General features: G+C 39.8%; 19 protein-coding genes. 6 read left to right on the top strand and 13 right to left on the bottom strand.

Annotation, left to right across the window (positions count from 1 at the left end):
* Window positions 1–57: 57 nt before the first annotated feature.
* Together addA and addB are read right to left on the bottom strand one after the other, a co-directional pair.
* Window positions 58–3,768: a helicase-exonuclease AddAB subunit AddA gene (gene addA / locus PQ578_RS12160; RefSeq protein ID WP_273834580.1), complete on the bottom strand. Its 3,711-nt coding sequence runs from the start codon at window positions 3,766–3,768 to the stop codon at window positions 58–60.
* Complete coding sequence (gene addB / locus PQ578_RS12155; protein WP_273834577.1) at window positions 3,758–7,249, bottom strand: helicase-exonuclease AddAB subunit AddB; 3,492 nt, start codon at window positions 7,247–7,249, stop codon at window positions 3,758–3,760. Before addB ends, addA begins: the two co-directional genes overlap by 11 nt.
* A gap of 188 nt (window positions 7,250–7,437) precedes the next feature.
* On the opposite strand from addB, the gene PQ578_RS12150 reads away from it, so the two are divergent.
* The 4 genes from PQ578_RS12150 (at window position 7,438) to PQ578_RS12135 (ending at window position 8,820) form a co-directional block, all read left to right on the top strand.
* Window positions 7,438–7,632: a hypothetical protein gene (locus PQ578_RS12150; RefSeq protein ID WP_273834575.1), complete on the top strand. Its 195-nt coding sequence runs from the start codon at window positions 7,438–7,440 to the stop codon at window positions 7,630–7,632.
* 111 nt (window positions 7,633–7,743) lie between these two features.
* On the top strand, window positions 7,744–7,959 hold the full coding sequence (locus tag PQ578_RS12145) for a spore coat associated protein CotJA (RefSeq protein ID WP_098443061.1): 216 nt from the start codon (window positions 7,744–7,746) through the stop codon (window positions 7,957–7,959).
* A 3-nt stretch (window positions 7,960–7,962) separates the two neighbouring features.
* On the top strand, window positions 7,963–8,229 hold the full coding sequence (locus PQ578_RS12140; RefSeq protein WP_224879271.1) for a spore coat protein CotJB: 267 nt from the start codon (window positions 7,963–7,965) through the stop codon (window positions 8,227–8,229).
* A 21-nt stretch (window positions 8,230–8,250) separates the two neighbouring features.
* The gene (locus PQ578_RS12135) at window positions 8,251–8,820 is read left to right on the top strand and encodes a manganese catalase family protein (protein WP_273834572.1); all 570 of its coding nucleotides are present in this window, start codon (window positions 8,251–8,253) and stop codon (window positions 8,818–8,820) included.
* A 234-nt stretch (window positions 8,821–9,054) separates the two neighbouring features.
* Here the strand turns inward: PQ578_RS12135 and PQ578_RS12130 are convergent, their stop codons facing one another.
* The 5 genes from PQ578_RS12130 to PQ578_RS12110 form a co-directional block, all read right to left on the bottom strand.
* Window positions 9,055–9,681 carry a TVP38/TMEM64 family protein gene (locus PQ578_RS12130; RefSeq protein ID WP_159782110.1) on the bottom strand — a complete coding sequence of 209 codons (627 nt, stop codon included), beginning with the start codon at window positions 9,679–9,681 and terminating at the stop codon, window positions 9,055–9,057.
* 102 nt (window positions 9,682–9,783) lie between these two features.
* The gene (locus PQ578_RS12125) at window positions 9,784–10,239 is read right to left on the bottom strand and encodes a pyridoxamine 5'-phosphate oxidase family protein (RefSeq protein WP_273834570.1); all 456 of its coding nucleotides are present in this window, start codon (window positions 10,237–10,239) and stop codon (window positions 9,784–9,786) included.
* Window positions 10,240–10,467: 228 nt separating this feature from the next.
* Window positions 10,468–11,877 (bottom strand): hypothetical protein, encoded by a 1,410-nt coding sequence (locus PQ578_RS12120; protein ID WP_273834569.1) that lies wholly within the window; start codon window positions 11,875–11,877, stop codon window positions 10,468–10,470.
* Between the two features lie 125 nt (window positions 11,878–12,002).
* Window positions 12,003–12,524 (bottom strand): hypothetical protein, encoded by a 522-nt coding sequence (locus PQ578_RS12115; RefSeq protein WP_273834568.1) that lies wholly within the window; start codon window positions 12,522–12,524, stop codon window positions 12,003–12,005.
* 225 nt (window positions 12,525–12,749) lie between these two features.
* Complete coding sequence (locus PQ578_RS12110; protein WP_224879263.1) at window positions 12,750–12,968, bottom strand: transcription initiation factor IIE subunit beta family protein; 219 nt, start codon at window positions 12,966–12,968, stop codon at window positions 12,750–12,752.
* 185 nt (window positions 12,969–13,153) lie between these two features.
* Here PQ578_RS12110 and PQ578_RS12105 point away from each other — a divergent pair, with 185 nt between their 5' ends.
* Complete coding sequence (locus tag PQ578_RS12105; RefSeq protein ID WP_273834567.1) at window positions 13,154–13,600, top strand: protease complex subunit PrcB family protein; 447 nt, start codon at window positions 13,154–13,156, stop codon at window positions 13,598–13,600.
* Between the two features lie 157 nt (window positions 13,601–13,757).
* Window positions 13,758–14,522 carry a DUF3891 family protein gene (locus tag PQ578_RS12100; RefSeq protein WP_273834565.1) on the top strand — a complete coding sequence of 255 codons (765 nt, stop codon included), beginning with the start codon at window positions 13,758–13,760 and terminating at the stop codon, window positions 14,520–14,522.
* A 330-nt stretch (window positions 14,523–14,852) separates the two neighbouring features.
* Here PQ578_RS12100 and PQ578_RS12095 read toward each other — a convergent pair whose 3' ends face one another.
* The 6 genes from PQ578_RS12095 to PQ578_RS12070 form a co-directional block, all read right to left on the bottom strand.
* Window positions 14,853–16,715: a PAS domain S-box protein gene (locus PQ578_RS12095; RefSeq protein ID WP_273834564.1), complete on the bottom strand. Its 1,863-nt coding sequence runs from the start codon at window positions 16,713–16,715 to the stop codon at window positions 14,853–14,855.
* A 121-nt stretch (window positions 16,716–16,836) separates the two neighbouring features.
* The gene (locus PQ578_RS12090; RefSeq protein ID WP_273834563.1) at window positions 16,837–17,076 is read right to left on the bottom strand and encodes a hypothetical protein; all 240 of its coding nucleotides are present in this window, start codon (window positions 17,074–17,076) and stop codon (window positions 16,837–16,839) included.
* 52 nt (window positions 17,077–17,128) lie between these two features.
* A complete protein-coding gene (locus tag PQ578_RS12085; protein ID WP_373560754.1) occupies window positions 17,129–17,290 on the bottom strand; it encodes a Spo0E family sporulation regulatory protein-aspartic acid phosphatase in 162 nt (53 codons plus the stop codon).
* A 255-nt stretch (window positions 17,291–17,545) separates the two neighbouring features.
* The gene (locus PQ578_RS12080; RefSeq protein WP_273834562.1) at window positions 17,546–18,025 is read right to left on the bottom strand and encodes a GNAT family N-acetyltransferase; all 480 of its coding nucleotides are present in this window, start codon (window positions 18,023–18,025) and stop codon (window positions 17,546–17,548) included.
* Window positions 18,022–18,657 carry an HD domain-containing protein gene (locus PQ578_RS12075; RefSeq protein ID WP_224879250.1) on the bottom strand — a complete coding sequence of 212 codons (636 nt, stop codon included), beginning with the start codon at window positions 18,655–18,657 and terminating at the stop codon, window positions 18,022–18,024. The genes PQ578_RS12080 and PQ578_RS12075 overlap by 4 nt, the downstream gene beginning before the upstream one ends.
* Before the next feature lie 66 nt (window positions 18,658–18,723).
* Complete coding sequence (locus PQ578_RS12070; RefSeq protein ID WP_273834560.1) at window positions 18,724–19,443, bottom strand: SurA N-terminal domain-containing protein; 720 nt, start codon at window positions 19,441–19,443, stop codon at window positions 18,724–18,726.
* Between the last annotated feature and the right edge of the window lie 40 nt (window positions 19,444–19,483).

The raw sequence follows: 19,483 nt of genomic DNA, 5'->3' as shown, positions 1-19,483 counted from the left end.
TCACTCCTTATCGTTTTATTTTTGAAACGAAGAAGCCGGACATTCGCCCGGCTATTCTTAATCGATTAAGAGTGATTTGCCACCATCAAAAAAGAAAAGAATTTTTTCTTTACATGGCAAACCCCAAATCTCATTAATCGCTTTTTCATATAGTTGAAGCTGCGTTGTATAACGACGTTTCATTGTCTCCATTGCCTGTTGCTCTGAAGAAAAACGATTTTCAATCACGTCTGTTTTATAATCGACTAACAGTAATTCTCCGTGTTGATCGCGCAGGATACAATCAATAACCCCCTGTAACACGACCGTTTCTTGGTCTCCTTTGAATTCTGGATAAATCCACTTCGAATCCACCCCAAGACTAAAGGGAACCTCTTTATATATTTCGACCGCGTTTCTCATCTTGTCACCTAGATCAGAATCAATTAAGTGCTTAATTTGTTTCACATCAATGGCTTGAGCCTGATCGTTCGTTAATAATTCTTTCGTTTCAAGCTTTGCGATTAATTCTTTAATATCCTTTTCTTCATGGCGTTGGTGCAAATCAATATGCTGCATAACGATATGCATCGCGGTTCCGCGCTCAGCAGGCGTAAGCTTTTTACTTTGAAGAAAGCGCGGGCGTTCTTTTAACGATTGGCTAAAGCCTTTTACAAGGCGATCGTCACTCCGTTCGTCCTGGAAAATTTCTCGCTGACGCTTCACTTCCGTTACCGACTGCTTTGATCTTGTTTCAGCAGCTTCCTGGTGTGGATATGTCCAATTAAGACGACTATGAACAACGTCTTTAAAGGTACTTTCTTCTGGAACGTAGGCTTTCCTTCTAAGGAGTTCCTCGTATTCCTCGTGTTTCTTAACGTCTTCCGCTTCAACTCGAGAAAAATCCGAAGCTTGATGGAGCGTTAACGACCATCGTGATGGGTGATGAAAAACCTCATCATGTTTGGGGAAACTAGCGATGCCGTCTGTTATGGAAGAAAGATCTTGATGCCTGATAATAGATGGCCCAATCCAGTTCAAATACGTTTTACTTGTTGAGCGCTCATAATCAGAAAGGAGCCACTCCTCTCCTGGTGCCTCTGCCCAGGAAAGTAATTCTTTCTCCCAGTCATTCACCGTACCAACTAGAATTAATTTTTCTTTTGCTCTTGTTAAAGCAACGTAAAGTACCCGCATTTCTTCAGCCAAAAGCTCAAGTTTCATTCGCTTTTGTAATGTAAAGTAAGGTAACGTCGGATAACTAATACGATTGATTGGATCAATGTATTTCGTTGCTAAACCGAATTCTTTATGAAGGAGCATTTGGTTTGCCATGTCTCTCATGTTGAATTGCTTTGCTATGCCTGCGACAAAGACAACAGGGAATTCAAGCCCTTTGCTTTTATGAATCGTCATCACGCGCACAACATCTTCCTGCTCTCCAAGCGCACGGGCTGTTCCAAGATCACTTCCTCGCTCCTTCATTCTGTCAATAAAGCGAAGAAAACGGAATAATCCACGAAATGACGTTGCTTCGTATTGTCTTGCACGATCATACAAAGCACGCAGATTCGCCTGGCGCTGCAAACCAGCGGGCATTCCACCGACAAATTCATAGTAATTCGTTTCACGATACAATTGCCAGATTAATTCGCTTAACGACGACTGCCTTGCCTGTTCTCTCCACCGATTTAAATCATCGATAAATCGTGCTATTTTCTCTGAAAGCTCATCTGACTCTGTCTCACAATAAGCCTGCATGGCGAGATAATAACTTGATTGCTTCTCATTTATCCGAATCAATGCAAGTTCTTCTTCCGATAACCCAATAATCGGCGATCGCAAGACAGATGCAAGCGGGATATCCTGATAGGGATTATCGATCACGTTTAGGAGACTCATCATAATCGCAACTTCTGTTGCTTCAAAATACCCTGTGGCAAGGTCTGAATAAGACGGAATACCTGCCTGCTTTAATTCCTCCATCATAACCGGCGCCCAGCTAGAAGTGGCGCGCATTAAGATCACCATATCTCTGTACTGAATAGGTCTCATGCGATCTTCTTTTCGATCGTATATTTTCGTTCGCTCGTTTTCGCTCTTTCCCATCATCGATTTAATGTTAGATGCGATCAGACGTGCTTCAAGCTGGACTTTTTCAACCTCTTCTTCCTCTTCATCAGAGCTTTGATCAATCACATGAACTTCTGGTACCACCGATTGAGACCTCGGATACTCTGCACCAGGAATAAGTTCAGCTGCACGATCATATTTAATTTCTCCAACGCGTTCATCCATAATTTGTTTAAAAATAAAGTTGGTGCTATTTAGAACTTCCTCACGACTTCGAAAGTTTCGCGCAAGATCGATCCGTTTAGTAGGCTCCTCTGAAGAGCGGCCAAACGACTTATATTTTGCTAGAAACAAGCCGGGCTCAGCAAGTCTAAACCTGTATATACTTTGTTTAACATCACCTACCATAAAACGATTCCCACCGTTTTCGGACGTTCGGCTAATGGCATTAAGAATCGTTTCTTGAACAGAGTTCGTATCCTGGTACTCATCAATGAGCACTTCAGCGAACTGCGTCTGATATTCCTTCGCCGCACTCGAAGCGATAGGGTTATCAGGTGTTGATGCCTCATCTAATAAAATCGAAAGACAGTAATGCTCAAGGTCACTGTAGTCAACAAGTCCCTTTTCTTTTTTTAGACCCGCATACTTATCCCTAAATTCATTCACGAGAGTAGCTAATGTTTCAAGAACAGGCGCAAGTTTTTGGATATCCTCGAGATACTCCTCTGCTTCCCGCTGAAACAGATCTTCTTTCATACTTTGAACGGTTTTCTTAACCCGATCACGCATCCCTTTGACAGCATCAATAAGCTCAGGATCAAACTGGTCACCTTTACAAGGCTTTAAGCGTCCAAATGAAACAGCTTCAAACGCGTTTTTTAATGCTTCCCATGATTCCTTAGAAGCCTGCAGAAGTCCACTGACCATTTCGCGCTCGACTTCTAACGTGGAAAGGTACGGTTCTGGACCACCTGGAGAAGAAGAAATGGAAATGGCCTTTTCTTGCACTTCACGCATTCCTTCTAACTGAAGCACAACATCTTTCTTTAATTCCTCTACCCAGATCAGCTCATCGAAGCTTTTATTACTTGCCTGTTTATATAAATTCACACTATCTGCCAACCACTGTTTCGGCCAAGGATGACTTGAAGAGAAATGAAAAAGTCGTTCAACTAGAAGCTGAAGATCGACATCGCTCCGATCACTACTATAGCGGTCAACAAGGTCATAAAATGCTTCATTTTCTTTCTGGCTGTAATGCTCCTCAAAGAGTTCTTCCATCGCTTCTTCACGAAGTAAAGCGGCTTCCGTTTGATCGGCTACTCGAAAAGCAGGATCAAGATCGATCTTGTAATAATAGCGGCGAAGAACCTCCATACAAAACGAGTGTAGTGTAGAAATCGAAGCACGATTTAACATGGAAAGCTGTCTTCTTAAGTAAAGCGAAGAAGGATCTTCCTTTAACTTTTCTTCAAGCGCTTCTCCGATTCGGTGGCGCATTTCAGCAGCTGCTGCATTTGTAAATGTTACGACTAGAATTCGATCAACTTCAGCAGGATCATTCTCATCGGCTAATCGTCTTATAATTCGTTCAACTAATACAGCCGTTTTTCCGGAGCCTGCGGCTGCAGCTACTAAAACATCTTGATTTCTTGAAGCAATGGCTTCCCACTGCTCATCAGTCCATCTTGATCCTTCTGGTTTAGTTATCATCATCTGCCTCCTCTCTCATGCGTCTTAAAATCGTTTCGTCATCCTGAGCAGTAATAGGACGATAAGCATTATCTTCCATAGCCTGATCAAACTGGCAAAAGGATCGGTATGAACAGAACGTACACGGTACTCGATCTTTCATTTTATAAGGATCTATCTCAATACGGCCATCCGAAATTTCCGATCCAATCGATTGAATCGTTTTTCTTGTATAAGAACGAAGCGCATGAAAATCTTCAGAAGATAAGACAGAAGAGTTTTTGTAAAAGCTACCATCTTTTTTCAGTGCGGCCGGAATAATATCCGATTTCTTCGTTTCTATGTCATTATCCATTAAGCTCACAACGTCTTTATCCGCGAGGAGAAGTCCCTTCATCTTAAACTTTCTGAAAAGCTCTTGTTGAATTGCTGCTTGTCCAGGCGCTGATGTTTGGAGGATAGGGTTGTGGACATGAAAATAAAGCATACCTGCAGCAGTTGCCTCTCTTCCAAGCCAGACGCTCGCATTGGATATAACAACATCGAGATACGTCAGCATTTGTAGTGCGAGTCCAAAATACACTTCCGATAGATCAAGAGAAGTACCGCTAGACTTATAGTCGATAATACGAAGGAGAAGCTCTTCTCCGTTCAGTGCCTGATCAACCCGATCGACACGTCCGATGAGCTGGATTTTAACACCATTTTTAAGCGTGAATTCGATTGGAGGGAGCTCTTGATTGGGCCCAAATCCTAATTCAAGTCCTGCTGGTTGAAACCCGCTTTTCTTTGCCTGTTGTCCAAGAACGGACGAGGCGCGACCAACGACTTGTGTTAGCTTTCTCATAATATAATGATAGCGATTTGAACTTAATAGAATTTCATTCTGTAACTTTGGTGCGAGCTGTTCAACAATTTGTCCTGAAAGCTCATAGTATTGATTAGATGAGAGTTTCGCCCAATCCCAATGACGCTGCTTGATTGTTTCTGCCATCATATTAAGCGCCGCATGAAACAGCTGTCCGATATCAGGCGCTTCAAGCTTGAATGTCGCTCGTTCTTTTAAGCGTAAACCATGAGAAGCAAATTGAGAGAAAGCACAAGATTTATATCTTTCCATTCTTGAAACACTCGTCTGAATTTGGTGACCATAAAGTTTTCGACTCGTTGATTCAGTTAGACGTTCGGCTTTATTTCGATAAAAAAGACTATCTATCAAGCGTATGCGATCTTTCTCAGTTGGAGCCGAAATAAACCAGTTGTATGCATCCCACCAAATAGGATCAATCGGATACCCTCGGTCCCATTGTCGAAGCTGTCCCGTGAGTCGCCCTATTGTCTTGGATGGGGTTGTTATGAAAGAGAGTTCTTCAGTTGCTTCTTCCCCAGGCTCTGCAAATTTCAGTCCCATCTTAAGATCCGGAAACATTTCCTGCAATCGATTCATGACGATAGAAGGCTGCAGACCCTTTCCTTCTTCATCAGCAAGTGGACAGCTAACCCATAAAGAATCCGAAGGTGTTGCTAGCGAATGGTAAATCAAAAATTCTTCATCAAGCAAACGCCGCTTCAACCCAGGTGCTAACTGAATTCCCTGTTCTTCTAACTTTTCTCTATCCTGCTCACTTAAAAGTCCATCTTCCTGAATACGAGCCGGTAAGACACCTTCATTGACACCTAGAAGAAAGCCACATTTTACATCAGTAAATCTTGTACGATCAATGCTTCCAATCACTACCTGATCAAGTGAAGCAGGTACGAGAGCAAATTTCATATTTTCCATTCCCGCTTCAAGCAACTTTGTAAATTGCTCCACGGAGAGTTTCTGATCACCGATTAATTCCACTGTTTCATCAAGTAGCGAAATCACCGCGTCCCAAACTTGATCATGTTCACGTGCTTTGGCAAGGTGACCGGTCTTTTCTGCCTGCTCTTTTAACCGATCGATTTTTTCTGCTGCGTGGCAATTTTCAAGAAGATAATAAAGAATTTCGCACATTTCTTCAACGGTTTTTGCTTTGGTCATGTGTCTCTCAAATTTCTCAAGCGGCGTCGCAATCCAGTCTTTCGTTTCATTCAGACGATCTTCCATTTTTTCGAGTTCATCGGAAGTGATGACTTCTTTATCTTCTAGCTGACGATAAATATTTGCTTTAAATCGTTCGCCAGTTTTCCAACGATAGCCTTTGATGCCTTTTGCTATAACGTAATTTTCAAGCTCATCCATCCGTTCACGGATAGTTTCAATACTTTCCCCCGTATCGTCTGGAAACAATAGTTCCGTTTTGACACACCGAAAAACTGATTCATAGCGCCAGTTGTACTGGATAATGTCCAAACTTGAGCGAATTAACTCAATTAACGGGTGATGAAGCATTGTCCGCTTTTGATCTGAGAAAATTGGAATCCCGTGATCCTCGAATATCGTTTCCACAAGTTCATAATAAGTTGACATATTGCGTACCATGATTGAAATATCCCTGTAACGATAACCTTCATCTCGCACAAGCCTTAGCGCTTCTCGTGCTACTGCCTCCACTTCAGAACGTATATTCACCGCATGATGAACTTGTATGTGCTGCAACTCCCCACGATAGACAACCGGAGGCCGTTCACCATAATTGGCTTCTAAATGAGAGATCTCACTGTTTTGATACCTCTTCTGCGTTGTTAAAACGAGAGGTTCCTCGATTTCTACCCCTTCTTCATTCGCCAGTCCCTGAAGGATTTGATATGTTTTACCTGGTTCATGAAACAGGTCAAGTTCATGAATAGCGGAAGGGATCATTTCAGAATCCATCGTTATCGTAAACGTAAGGGTAGTTCCTTTTTTCATTAAAGATTGAATGACCAGTAGTTCCTGAGGGGTGAAACTATGAAAGCCGTCTATCCATATTGTAGCGTTCGCTAGATAGTCTGATTCCTCAATTTTCTCTGCCAGCAGCGCTAAGTAGTCTTCTGAATCGAGGTAGTGACCTATCATCTTCTTTTGAAAAGCTTCGTAAACAAGATGCAAGTCATAGAGCTTATCTCGAAGTATGTTCCGCTCATCTTCTACATAAAAATCATCAGCAAAGCTCTTGATATCATCTGGTTCGAGACAATACCGCTTAAATTCCGTTACCATATCATTTAGCTGTTCCACGTATCCTGTTTTCTCAGAAGAACGCTGATAAATTCGTAGTTGCTGCTTATTTTCCTCAATGATCTGTCGAAGCATCATACTTGTTCCGACACTACTTAAATGAGGACGAGCCATGCCCCCAGTTTCTTGAAGTACTTTCCAGGCAAGTCTTGTGAAACTAAAAACCTGCGCTCGAATCATTCCTTTTAAACCTCTATTATGTACTAATTCATACTCTGATTGAAACGTCATTTGCTCAGGAACGAGGTAAATCATATCCTGTCCGATTGGCCGATCGGTTAGTTCATTTTGCATTTCCGTTAAACAATGATTCGATTTCCCACTTCCTGAACGACCAATGACAAACTTCACTGTCATTTGCTCTACCTCCTACACCGTAAATTCTTTGTCTATTATCTCATGTTTTCAACGAATTGAATAGCAAATAGGAAGATACGTTCGTATAGCACCCTACAAATTATGCCAAATGGAAGACTTGATGGTTTCCTCCTACAGACGCACGGGTATAGTACTCATAAGAAATTGATCATAAAGGAGTTTTCAAAATGGAAAAGGAATTTGAAACGTTTAAATGGGAATTAAATCGGTTAACACGAGACATGACCGAATTTGTTCATAGTTATGAAAAGCTAGATGATGGACAGAAGCGCAGTGTTTCAACGGACTATCCATTCAAAGCGGACCTTCATGACTTAAAGAACATGCTAGCAACCTGGAACAATACAGTTAATAAAATGTAAAGACTAAGAAGCACTTCCACTTTTGGAAGTGCTTCTTTATTTGTCATTCATGATTTCTTTTTTTGTTCATACATCTTAAGAGTAGAGATTCGTACAAAAGGAGGTCACTAAATGTACACACACAGGAAGTTTTACGAGCCGTATGTTAGTCCGTTTGATCCATGTCCTCCGATTCGAGTGAAATCTTATTCAACTCCCCCTAACCTCTACATGGGCTTTCAGCCGCCTGGACTTGAACAATACTCTGCACGTGAAGCGCTACGCAAAGGAACGCTCTGGAAAGCTTTCTATGATCCGTACCCTTATCCTTCAAAGCGGGAGGAGTAAACCATGTCTCAAAAACAATTGCCCAAAGAGTATTATGAGCTATTGGAAGAACTGCAGGCTGTGGATTTCGTTCTCGTAGACCTAACCCTTTACCTTGATACCCATCCAAATGATTATGAAGCCATTCAACAATTCAATGAATACGCAAAAATGAAAAAACAACTTAAGAAGCGATACGAAAAAGAATATGGTCCATTGCAACAATATGGGAACAGTTATTCAAACTATCCATGGGATTGGAAAGAAGCACCATGGCCGTGGCAAGTCTAACTCAGAAAGGAAGTACATGATATGTGGGTGTATGAAAAGAAATTGCAATACCCAGTCAAAGTAAGCACATGTAACCCCATGCTAGCAAAGTTTTTAATCGAGCAGTATGGAGGAGCCGATGGTGAACTAGCTGCCGCTCTCCGCTATTTAAACCAGCGTTATACGATTCCAGATAAAGTTGTTGGTTTATTAACAGATATCGGAACAGAAGAATTCGCTCACCTAGAAATGATCGCCACAATGGTATACAAATTAACGAAAGATGCCACAGCAGACCAAATGAAAGAAGCCGGACTCGGCGCCCACTATGCCAATCATGACAGTGCTCTCTTCTATTCCAACGCAGCAGGGGTTCCATGGACAGCAAGCTACATCGCCGCAAAAGGCGATCCCATCGCTGACCTTTACGAAGACATAGCCGCAGAAGAAAAAGCAAGAGCCACCTACCAATGGATCATCGACCTCTCAGACGACCCTGACCTAAACGACTCCCTCGCCTTCCTAAGAGAACGCGAAATCATCCACTCCCAACGCTTCCGAGAAGCCGTTGAAATACTTAAAGAAGAAAGAGATAAAAAAAGGGTGTTTTAGTTGGAAAAGCGAAAGTGGGCGCTTAGACACGGCAGGCACTGGAGCCTTTTCATTTGAACACGGTTTATGTGTTCATATGAAAAGGTGAAGTGACAGAGTGTCTGCCCACTGCAGCTGGATTTCAAGAAAAGCAGAAACGCCAGGTTAGAAACGGAGATATTTAGAACTCTTAGTCATATCTTTTCCATTCCATAAACATGCAAAAGCCATGCCGAAACCGGCATGGCTTTTCTGCTATCTCGCCTGATCCTCCGTGCGATGCTTACGAGGACGCTGATTTAGTTTCACTTCAATTAATTTGCCTGCCCCCCAAAGAAGAACGATCGCTACTAGGATAAGAACCATTTGCAGGGGTTGGTGAATTAACGCAAAAACATCATGTCCAATAAAAGAAACGATCGAGATCATCACCATTTTTCCAAGTAATACAGCTAGTACAAAGCTTCGAATACTCATATTCGAAAGACCTGCTACCACATTGATTAAAGCCGAGGGCGTAAATGGAAAACACAGAAGCAAAAACACCATTCCAAATCCATGTCGCTCAATCCAGCGCAGTGTTTTTTCTATTTTGGCGTGTTTTGTTACCACTCGCATGAATCGCTGTCTTGCAAGCCGCCTGACCACCATAAAAACAATCAGAGCACCTAGAGATGCACCAAGCCATGAAAGCAACGAGCCGTACCAGAAACCATACGCTGCTGCATTGCCTGCCACAAATAGAAATAACGGCAATATCGGAATAACTGCTTCTAGCATAGGGAGCAAAATTCCTGGCAATGGTCCAAGAGCACGATACTGACCGAGCCATTGTTTGATTGTTTCTTCATTTAAAAAGTCTTTAATCATTTCCCACTCCATCTGGGAATCAACCTCGTTTCCTGGTGCCTTCGTCAGAGTGATCGCACGAAATGCTTGTTTACACCATTAAATCACAAAAAATTGCGATAAGAAAGTTTGGTGCTATTTCAACAAGGCCTCGTACACTTCTTTATCCAATTCTTCTGCTTTCTTTTGATTATATGTTTTTTCGTATTGAGGTTCTGTTGTGATTTTAGCTCCCCAAAACATTGTCTCAAGTACTTGATTGACATTTACATTAATTTTCGCAAGCTTTAGTGAAACACCTTTCATGGCATCTTCTAGGATTGAGGCACTTCCATGAATGGAATACACGGTTTCCAATCCAATGATCGTGAATACTACATGAGGATTTTCTTTCACATTTTGAATCGTACGTGAATTTGTTGTAACTGAAAACCGAATATTGTTCTTATCTAAACATTTCACCCACGAAATGGCAGATACGTTTGGAGTTTGGCTTTCATGATCAATCGTTGAAAGCATAACAAGCTTCTCTCCTTCAAAAAAAGATACAAGATCCTCATTAAGTTCCGTCAAAATTCCTTTCTTCGCCAAATGCCTCATCCTTTCACTTACTATTATCGACTCTCTTCTAAAAGATTACCATGAATTCCGCATAATGGAAACGCTTCACACAATCGCACTGCTTATGAGAAAAATAATAAAAAAAACCGTGCTCATTTAAGCACGGTTAACAGGGGGAAAATCACTTTCAAACTACTTAGGGGGTTTGATAAAGAATATTCCCGATTCTCTAAAAACCAAACTACAAATTGATAAATGCTAATCAATTTTTTCATTTAACTGAAGAGATCCTTTTAAAACAACATCCACTGTCTCGAAGTTTGGTAAGTACGATAAGGTTATAACCGCAGGAAACGAAGAAGAAAAATGCTCGTAATCAAGGTCAATCCGAAATTCTTTCGGTGATTCCGTAGAAGAGGTTTGATAAATCAGAATATCACTTTTATTCTTATCCTTTATTTCTAACAATACAGGCTTTTGTTGTTCATAAAATTCTCGCTCTTCTTCCGGTATAGAACCTAGACGTTCTTCATAAGCTTGACTGCTTTCCATGTAAATCTGATTCAATAATTTAGGCGAGTGATCTTTATTTCCATTTATTCTAATTATCAGCTGATTGCCATCACCACTACTCTGAGCATGAACAGTATAAGTTAACCCGCTATAGTCTCCAAGGCTGACCTTCTTCCCATTTTGTATGGCTTCCCAATCCTCATTTGTAATCTTCTTAGAAATGAGGCCATCTTTATTAAAAACGACTTCATTTACCTTATAAGAAAACGTCTCTTGTAAGGTACGAAACGGTTCCAGCGCTACATAAGTCCCTTTCTCATCCTTTAATAAAACCCGCTCAAATGGATAAAAACCTTCTTCTGTTGCATTCGTCATGACGAATCGTGTATGTAGATCATCATTGTCCTTCAAATATAATTTATTCGCATTAAGACCAGCTTCAAAATGTGTAAAAGTAAAATCGCCTTCATCTGTATGAATTGTTTCATTCAGATCTGCTTTGGCATAAATGTTGTTCGAAAAATCGCCTTCCAAAGCAACCTCTTGATTTTCAAGTTTTATTTTCTCATCTTCAATCTGTGCGTACACATTCTCGAAGATAACCGAATCTGCATCTGAAAAGCGAGCAAATTCTTCGATGAAATCAGCCTCTTCACTATTCGGATATAGAATTTCTGCGCGATAAATACGATGATTAATAACCGCTGGCTGTTTTTCTGGCTGGCTTGAGACTTCCTGCTGACTAACTAAAAAGGATTGATCCGCATCGCTGGTGCCGTCAAATCGCAAGGAACCGATATGAAAGGTCGGTAAATTAGACGGCTGATCATTTTCTTTCAATGAGAAAGAGTATGTGATGTACACAGCTCCAAAATTAATGACCATCACATCATGGATAACAAGATCACGATCATTTGCCAATATGGGGATAAGGCGATCACTGCTATTTAATGCTCCGATCTCTCTAGCTAGTTGAAGCTGAGGGATCATTTCATTCATAGAATCCTCCCATTGGTTTGCGGATTCATAAACCTCAAACAAAGATTCATCAACCTTAAAATTCGGTTCTCCGCTCTTGATTTGATTAAAAATGATAAGAAACAAAGAGAAAGATACGAAAATTCCAATAATTTTATAGAAATTTAACTTCTTCATATAGCCCCCCATTTCTGTCATATACTTCTATTCTATCAGTTTCTATTACCATGTTTAACCCTACGGCGGCCATTCAAAAACAGTCACTAAAAAAACTTCCTAATTGGAAGTTTTTTTAGCGCTCACTATGGAGTTATTTCGACAGGAATACGAAACAGGAAACTCTCTTCCTTATCATCAATTATAATCGGCACCTTTACTTCTATTTGGTAAGCACCAGTGTCAAGTGGTTCAGTCTTTAGTGACTCTCCTTCAACTACATCATCTGTTGAGACGTTTTTCAGAACAGATGGGTCAGGGGATGTATAAGGGATAACAATATCATTTGTTTCATGTTCCGTAATCTGATAATCTAACATACTATTTTCGACTACCTTTATTCCCGTGTCTTCTTTTCCTTCATATTTCAATTTAGCTGTAAGAGTGATGGCATTATTTTCAGCGAGCTTGCTATTTACAAGGGCTCCAACCGGTACTTTAGGCTGCGTTTCAGATCGTGAAACAACATCTCGTTGGTTTTCACTCAGTAAGTATTCACTCGTATTCATTTTCCGGTCGCTAAATATGACGTTGACAGCGCCTACAATAATAAACACAATAAAAAATAAGATGATCAGTTTAGAGCTATCAAACTTCCAATTCTTCATGACGACATCCTTCCATGCTTAACTCAATGCTACCATTATATCATTTCCTCATTCGAACAAAACAAAAAAATCTGAAAGGAATAAGAACGTTTGGTACACTTACATTAAGCTTCTTGAAAGGATGTTATCGAATGGACTTGATCATGGATATCCTCTATGGAGTTGGAATCGTATTTTTTCTAATCATTGGTTTGTATTTCGTCGATCTTTTTCGAAAATGAATCCTTAAGCGTTTGGTCCTGCTTTATAAACAACGGATGGGGAAGGATCAATAACTGATGCATCGTATTCTTCTTTCACAACACCTTGAGGCATATCTTTTATAACTCGAACGAGCTCTCCTTCATCGGGGTTGTATCCCTTCCCAGATAAATATTCCATAATCTCTCTTGTTGTCACAGGTTCTTCTACGTTCTTTAAAAAACTTATAATTTCTTTTTGCATGTCTATTCTCCTTTTTTTACGCCATTTACTCACAATTATTCAATACCCTATGTAAAGAAATTGTAATCGTTTAATCTCCTGACTCTTTCCAAGCTTATTGAAATTCGCTAAACTTAAAGATAGCGTTATAATTCCATGGAATTATTTTCTAAACATAGAGGCTACGAGAAGAAAGGGGTAAGACATTGCGTCCAATATTATTGCTACTATCACTGATCTTTGTCATTTTGACAGGATGTGGAGATAATTCGTCACAGTCTAAAGACGATTCAATTGGGGGAGATGAAATGAAGGAGGAAATCACTTTTGAAACTGTAGAACTGCAAAATGCGCCAAAAGACATTCAAACGACCGTTCAACAAAAGTGGTTAGAGAAATCGACCTTTACGATTCCATCAGGTGAAGAACTGTACATTATCATTACTCGCGGTGAGATGCCCACAGGCGGCTATTCGGTTAACATCGAAAGCATCGAGAAAATAAATAATGAACTTCTCGTTTCTTATTATTATACCGATCCAAAAAAAGATGATATGGTCACCCAAGCGATTACAAAACCATTTGTAATCTCAAAAATAGATATGACGAACGCACGCGTTAATTTCAAAGAAATTCAAAAAAGCGCTCCTTAATGGACTCGCTTTTTTGTCTCGATTCAATTGTTCGCGCTTACAAATAAGGGATTTCCGCTCCCTGTTTTGTCGAGACTAAGCGTTCAACTGTTTGGTTAGCTTCTTTGAACACCCTCACGATTGCTTAAAATACGCTTTTCTTGAAAGGATGGATTGAATGATTGTTTATGAGGAGAATGATTGTTTTGTGATGACTAGTCAGCATAATCATGCGCTTTTATCGGGCCAGTTTGCAGAAGCGTTACGTGAAGACTATTGGCCCGATTCGCTTTATCGTGAAGATGTCTTACATGCGATTCGCTATCATGATTGTGGATGGATCCCGCTCGATACCGTACCGTTTTGGAACGATCGACGCGAGGCCCCATATACCTTTCTAGATTTCCCACTCGCTCCCAAGTTAACCTTTTACAAAAAAGGATTAGAAGATGTTATAAATAAGACGACTTACGGCGGTTTTCTTTGTAGCAAACATTATCAATCATTTTTTCACAATGCTACATCTATGGTAGCTAAAACGTTTTATGCTGAAGAGGATACTAGACAGAATCAACTGTTAGAAACTTTTCGCATTTCGGAATCCCTACTTACCTTTCATTATCAATTACTACAATTTTGTGATGACTTGTCACTATACGTCTGCTTTCAAGAACCTGGAGTTTCAAAAAGCGAAGAACTTTCGTGGTTTAAGAAAGGATTTACACAATCTTTTTATTTTCTAACGACAAATAATGCCCTTCTTACACACTGGCTTTCTAAGGAAAACATTCATATCTCATACCCACTATTTCATGAAGAGCACTCGTTTCATGTTAAATTAAAGCGAGTTCCGAAAGAATTAGTAGCAGTTGAAGGAATCGCAAAAGCTTATCAGACGACTCCATTTGAGATTCGAACCTTTCACTTTAGCCATAATGAATAGACGACCATCATTATAAAAAGAGACTTCTCAAAAAGGAACTTCTCTTTTAATAAAAAGAAGTTCGTTTTTTTGAGAAGCCCATTCGTACTGTTCGTTAAAATATATTCGATAAAATATAAAATAATGTTCCGCATCCTACAATGGAATAATTAAAAAGGCGATTGTTTTCTGACCAATTCTTTTCAGCGTTGAACTTTTCAAAGGCAAGCATTCGATAACTCGTCTCGCTTCTCATTCTCAACACGCCCCTTATTTCAACTATTCTTTTTTATAATTGTAAGCGCTTACTTAACTGAAGTAAAGAGTTTCATAAAAGAAAAAAGCGCTTGCTCAGCGCGATTCATCAGAAAGACGATAAGGGAGTTTTATCGTTACCACAGTGCCTTCCCCTTCTTTACTATCGATTAACAAGGTCCCCTGATGATTTTGAATAATTCGTCGACAGATCATCAAACCGAGGCCATTCCCCTTTTTTTTCGTCGTATAAAAAGGCTCTCCTAGATGGGTTAGCTGGTGATTTGGAATGCCTTCTCCATTATCTCTCACTTCAATGATAACTTCATTTTTAACAGGAAAAAGGGAGAGTATGATTTCTCCACCGTTCGGCATTGCTTCGATCGAATTCTTTATAACATTGATGAGAACTTGTTTGATCTGATTTTCATTGCAAGATATGTTAGGAATGTTTTCAATTACTCTAGTGATGATTTGCACGTTGTTTAACGTTGCCTGCGTTTCAATCAAGGTAAGAACATTTTGAAGTAAATCTTGTAAGTTCGCTTTCTCATGAGCTAAAGCCTGCGGTCGCGCCAGCACCATAAATTCATTAACGATCATATTAATGCGATCCAATTCATCAAGCATAATGCTAATAAACTCTTGATCACTGTCACTATCTAGCCTTGATTTTAAAATTTGTGTAAAACCTTTAAGAGAAGTTAATGGATTTCGAATCTCATGAGCAACGCCAGCAGCTAGTTCACCTATAACTGATAATTTATCGGACGTTCGAAGCAGTTCTTCGGCGCGCTTACGATCTGTAATATCTTTACGGATATAAACATATTGGTAAGGTTCTCCGTTATCACCATTGAACGGCACAACCGTTGTATCGACCCAAAAATCGTTTCCATGTTTCGTTTTGTTATTGATTTCGCCTTTCCAGACTGCACCTGATTGAATTTGCAAGTCCATTTCGTCAAAAAAAGACTGCGGATGATACCCTGAATCTAGAATCATATGTGTTTGACCGAGGAGTTCGCCTTCGGTATACTCCGTAATCTCACAAAATTTCTCATTCACAGAAGTAATCTTCCCAGACTCGTCTGTCACAGAAACTAAGGCACTTTCATCAAGGGCATATTTTAAATCTTTTAACTGTTTTAGCGTGCTTTGAAGCTCCTGTTCAGCTCGTTTTTTCTCAGTAATGTCTCTTGAGACGACAACATTCATTCTTTCTCCATTGACACCATAAGGTATGGATCTTGCTCTATCTTCTAACGTAACCCAGTTTCCATTTACATGCCTACGTCGAAATTCTGCGACTGCTGGCTTATCTTTCGTACTATGTAGTAAATGAATAACGGCATCCTGGTCATCAGGATGAATGTCCTCATAAAACGACTGACCTGTATATTCTTCAGTTTTGAAACCAAGAATGGTTTCATGTGAAGGAGAGGCATAGGTAATGATACCGCTCTCGACATTCACTAGTCTAATTAACTCTGATGTATGCTCAGCAATCAGCCGGTACTTTTCCTGACTTTCTTGTAGAGCAAATGCTGCTGCTCGTTCTTCCGTAATATCTCGAACGTACGTAAATACACCTTTTACTTCATGGTCAACATAAACAGGGATATTTACCAATTCAACTTCGAACGGCTCTTGATTGGGTGTAAGGAAAACCGTATTAAAATGTGTAACTTGCCCCTGAAGCGTTTTATAAAAAAAGTGATTAACTTCGTCATGTTCTGAAGCTAGAATAAAGTTTGTATAATGCTTGCTTTTAATTGTGACATTGTAATGCTTTGATATGGCATCACCGAAGTGGTTAATATTTTGAATGAGTCCATGATGATCTAAAAGGTACATCATACCTGGATAATGGGCAAATAGCGATTTGTACGTTTGATAATTTCTATGAAGTTCATGAAGCTCTTGCTTATCTATAAGAACGTCTTGTGAATGTTTCACCATAAGTCCCCCTACGTACACCGGATAAATTCCATAGTATGTAGTTTTTCTCTTTCCAAGCAAATGATTCCTGCTTAAATCTACATTAAGTTCTAAAATACCACAAAAAAAAGCCGTGCTTCTAACGGCTTTCACACTGATCGATCGGATCGATTTCATCTTGCCACACTTCTTCATTTCGAAGCGCAAAAAGAATCCAGTCATCGTTCCCATTATAATCAGAGTCATTCCACTCACGAAAATGGACCACGGATTGAAAGATTTCTCCTTGAATGGATTCAATCAACTGATTGCGCTTAGGATGTTCTTCTATCCAATCAAATAACTCTTTTGTGAGAATTGATTTAAGATCAAACTTCATAAGGTTTCCTCCTTTATTTTACCCTACAGGAAGAAAAAATTAGATTTAAGTTTCACAATACTTCCTCATTATGTTGTTTCGTTTGCATTAAGGCATTTAATAATCGGTCCAACTCCTGACTACAGCGAATGGTTCTCTCTGATGCAAAGCCGTAACGTCCCGCCATATCGAACATTTCTTTACGCTTTCTTTCAATTGCATCATACATGCTCATTCCTCCTCATGCCAATACATTAACATTATGCCCAAATCTCGGAGGAATCAAAACGCATTCGACCAAACTTCCTATAGTCTGTCAGAATTAGTAAGAATAAGACAAGTTGGACCAATCGGGTTCGATTCTATTTTAGTTATAGCACTATGAATATGAAACCTTCCTCCTGTTCTTTCTTGCTTGTATACTTCTGTTATTCCCGCTTTTACACAGTTTAATCCAGGGTTTGTGAACACAGCCTATTTCTCCCTATTTTCATATCTTTTTTATCATAACTTCAAAGGTTGTCGAACCGCTATCACTTACCTTTAAGAAGGATTGCTCATATGTAAACCCTGCCCTTTCATAAACTATTTTTGCCCGTTTATTAAAGGAGGCTACCGTAAGTCGAACGCTCTTACCACCGTACTTCTCATACGCATATGCGAGCCCCGCTTGAACAAAGCGAAGACCTTTTCCATTTCCAGTATACATCGGGTGGAGACCCAGCCCAAAATCAAGTAAAGGAGCCGCATAAGCATTTTCTTTATAACCAGCGGGAACTTGAGCTGACTTTCCAAAACAAAAATAGCCAATTAATTTGTTATTTTCTGTAACTGAAAAATAAGAGCCGTTCAAAAGTTCTGATAACACTTCTGAATCTCCATTTAGATTGTACAAAGAATAGGGCTCATCATATTGCCACGTTTGGATCTTTTTTGCAGTATCCTCTGTCATTGGCTCAATAATCATCATTTTAACCCTTCCCATTCCCCATGAAATTGTGATAAAAATGATGTCATAAATTCATGTCGCTCTTCAGCAATTCTTAAACCGGTATGCGTATTCATTAAATCTTTTAAATTCAATAATTTTTCATAGAAATGATTGATAGCTGTCGACTTTTCATTCCGATACGAGCTAGCTGACATGTGCTCACGCGGCTGTATGGATGGATCATAAATTAAATCTCCCTTCGAGCCAGCATAAACAAACGTCCTGGCAACTCCAATCGCTCCTATCGCATCTAAACGATCGGCATCTTGAACAACCTTTGCTTCGAGGCTACGAACAGGTGGACGATTCCCCCCTTTAAAGGAAATGGTTGTAATAATTTCCAATACGTGCTCGAGATCTGCCTTATTTAGAGGGGTTAGCAGTTGCTCTACTTCTTCTAATCCAGCTTCTTCTGATGAAGCGATTTTATCATCAGCAAGATCATGAACAAGTGCGGCAACTTCACAAATGAAGAGGTTAGCCCCCTCTTCTTTCGCAATGCTGCGCGCTTGTTTTACGACACGATCAATGTGATACCAATCATGTCCACTTCCTTCCTTTTCTAATTTTTGTTTCACATATGTACGGAGTTCAGCGATGACATGATCCATATCTTAATCTCTCCCTGTTTCAATTTAATGTTGCTAATCATAGAAAAAGGCCAGCTCTATGCTGACCTATAAATTCTCTTTCACTTCTGCTTTTTTCATCAGTTCAGCTTTCATTTCTTGAACTTTCTCTTGTGTTTTCGTTTCAACTAAATAGTCTTTTATCCGATCTTTCATTTCGTCAAAAGAAGGGGGGTTTTCAGCATCTTTTGAGAATTGCTCATCATAAAATGCCTTTACTTCTTCATCAGATACTTCAGGAGTACCAATTTTTTCTTTTACAAATTTATCAACAACTACAATGTCCGCATACTGGCTTTCAAGCTGCTCAAGAGTTATCCCTTGACCTTGTAACGCTTTCTCAAGCTCCTTTTCGCCATCAAATTGCGCTTTAATTTGTTCAAGTTCAGTTTCAACTTCTTTATCTGATGCAGAGAAGCCCTCTTCCTTCGCTTTTTGAAGTAAAAGTTCCTGTCCTATTAAATTATCCATCACTTCTTGCTCAATCGATTTCGCTACCTCAGTTTCTGATGGATCTTCCCCGCTCATCGTATAGCGAAGCTGAGTTTGTACAAGCATAGAATTATAATCTTTTCCTTTGATCTCTTCACCATTAACCGTTGCGACAACCTTGTCTTCTTCTACCTTCATCGCTTCAAGTTCTTTTTCCGTTTCTACAGTTGCTGAATCTTCAGAAGCAGGTTCTTCGTCCGTTGCCTCACTATTATTACTACAAGCAGCAAGCATTAGAACCCCAACAATCAATAATAAATTAAGATATTTTTTCATGCAATTGATGAACTCCCTTCCAATATGACGAATCGTCTAT

Origin of the sequence: Guptibacillus sedimenti (assembly GCF_028610665.1) — a bacterium.
In the GTDB taxonomy this organism is placed as follows: Bacteria; Bacillota; Bacilli; order Bacillales; family Guptibacillaceae; genus Guptibacillus; species Guptibacillus sedimenti.
Note: the sequence above shows the minus strand (reverse complement) of the source record. Positions and strands in the feature narration are given on the sequence as shown.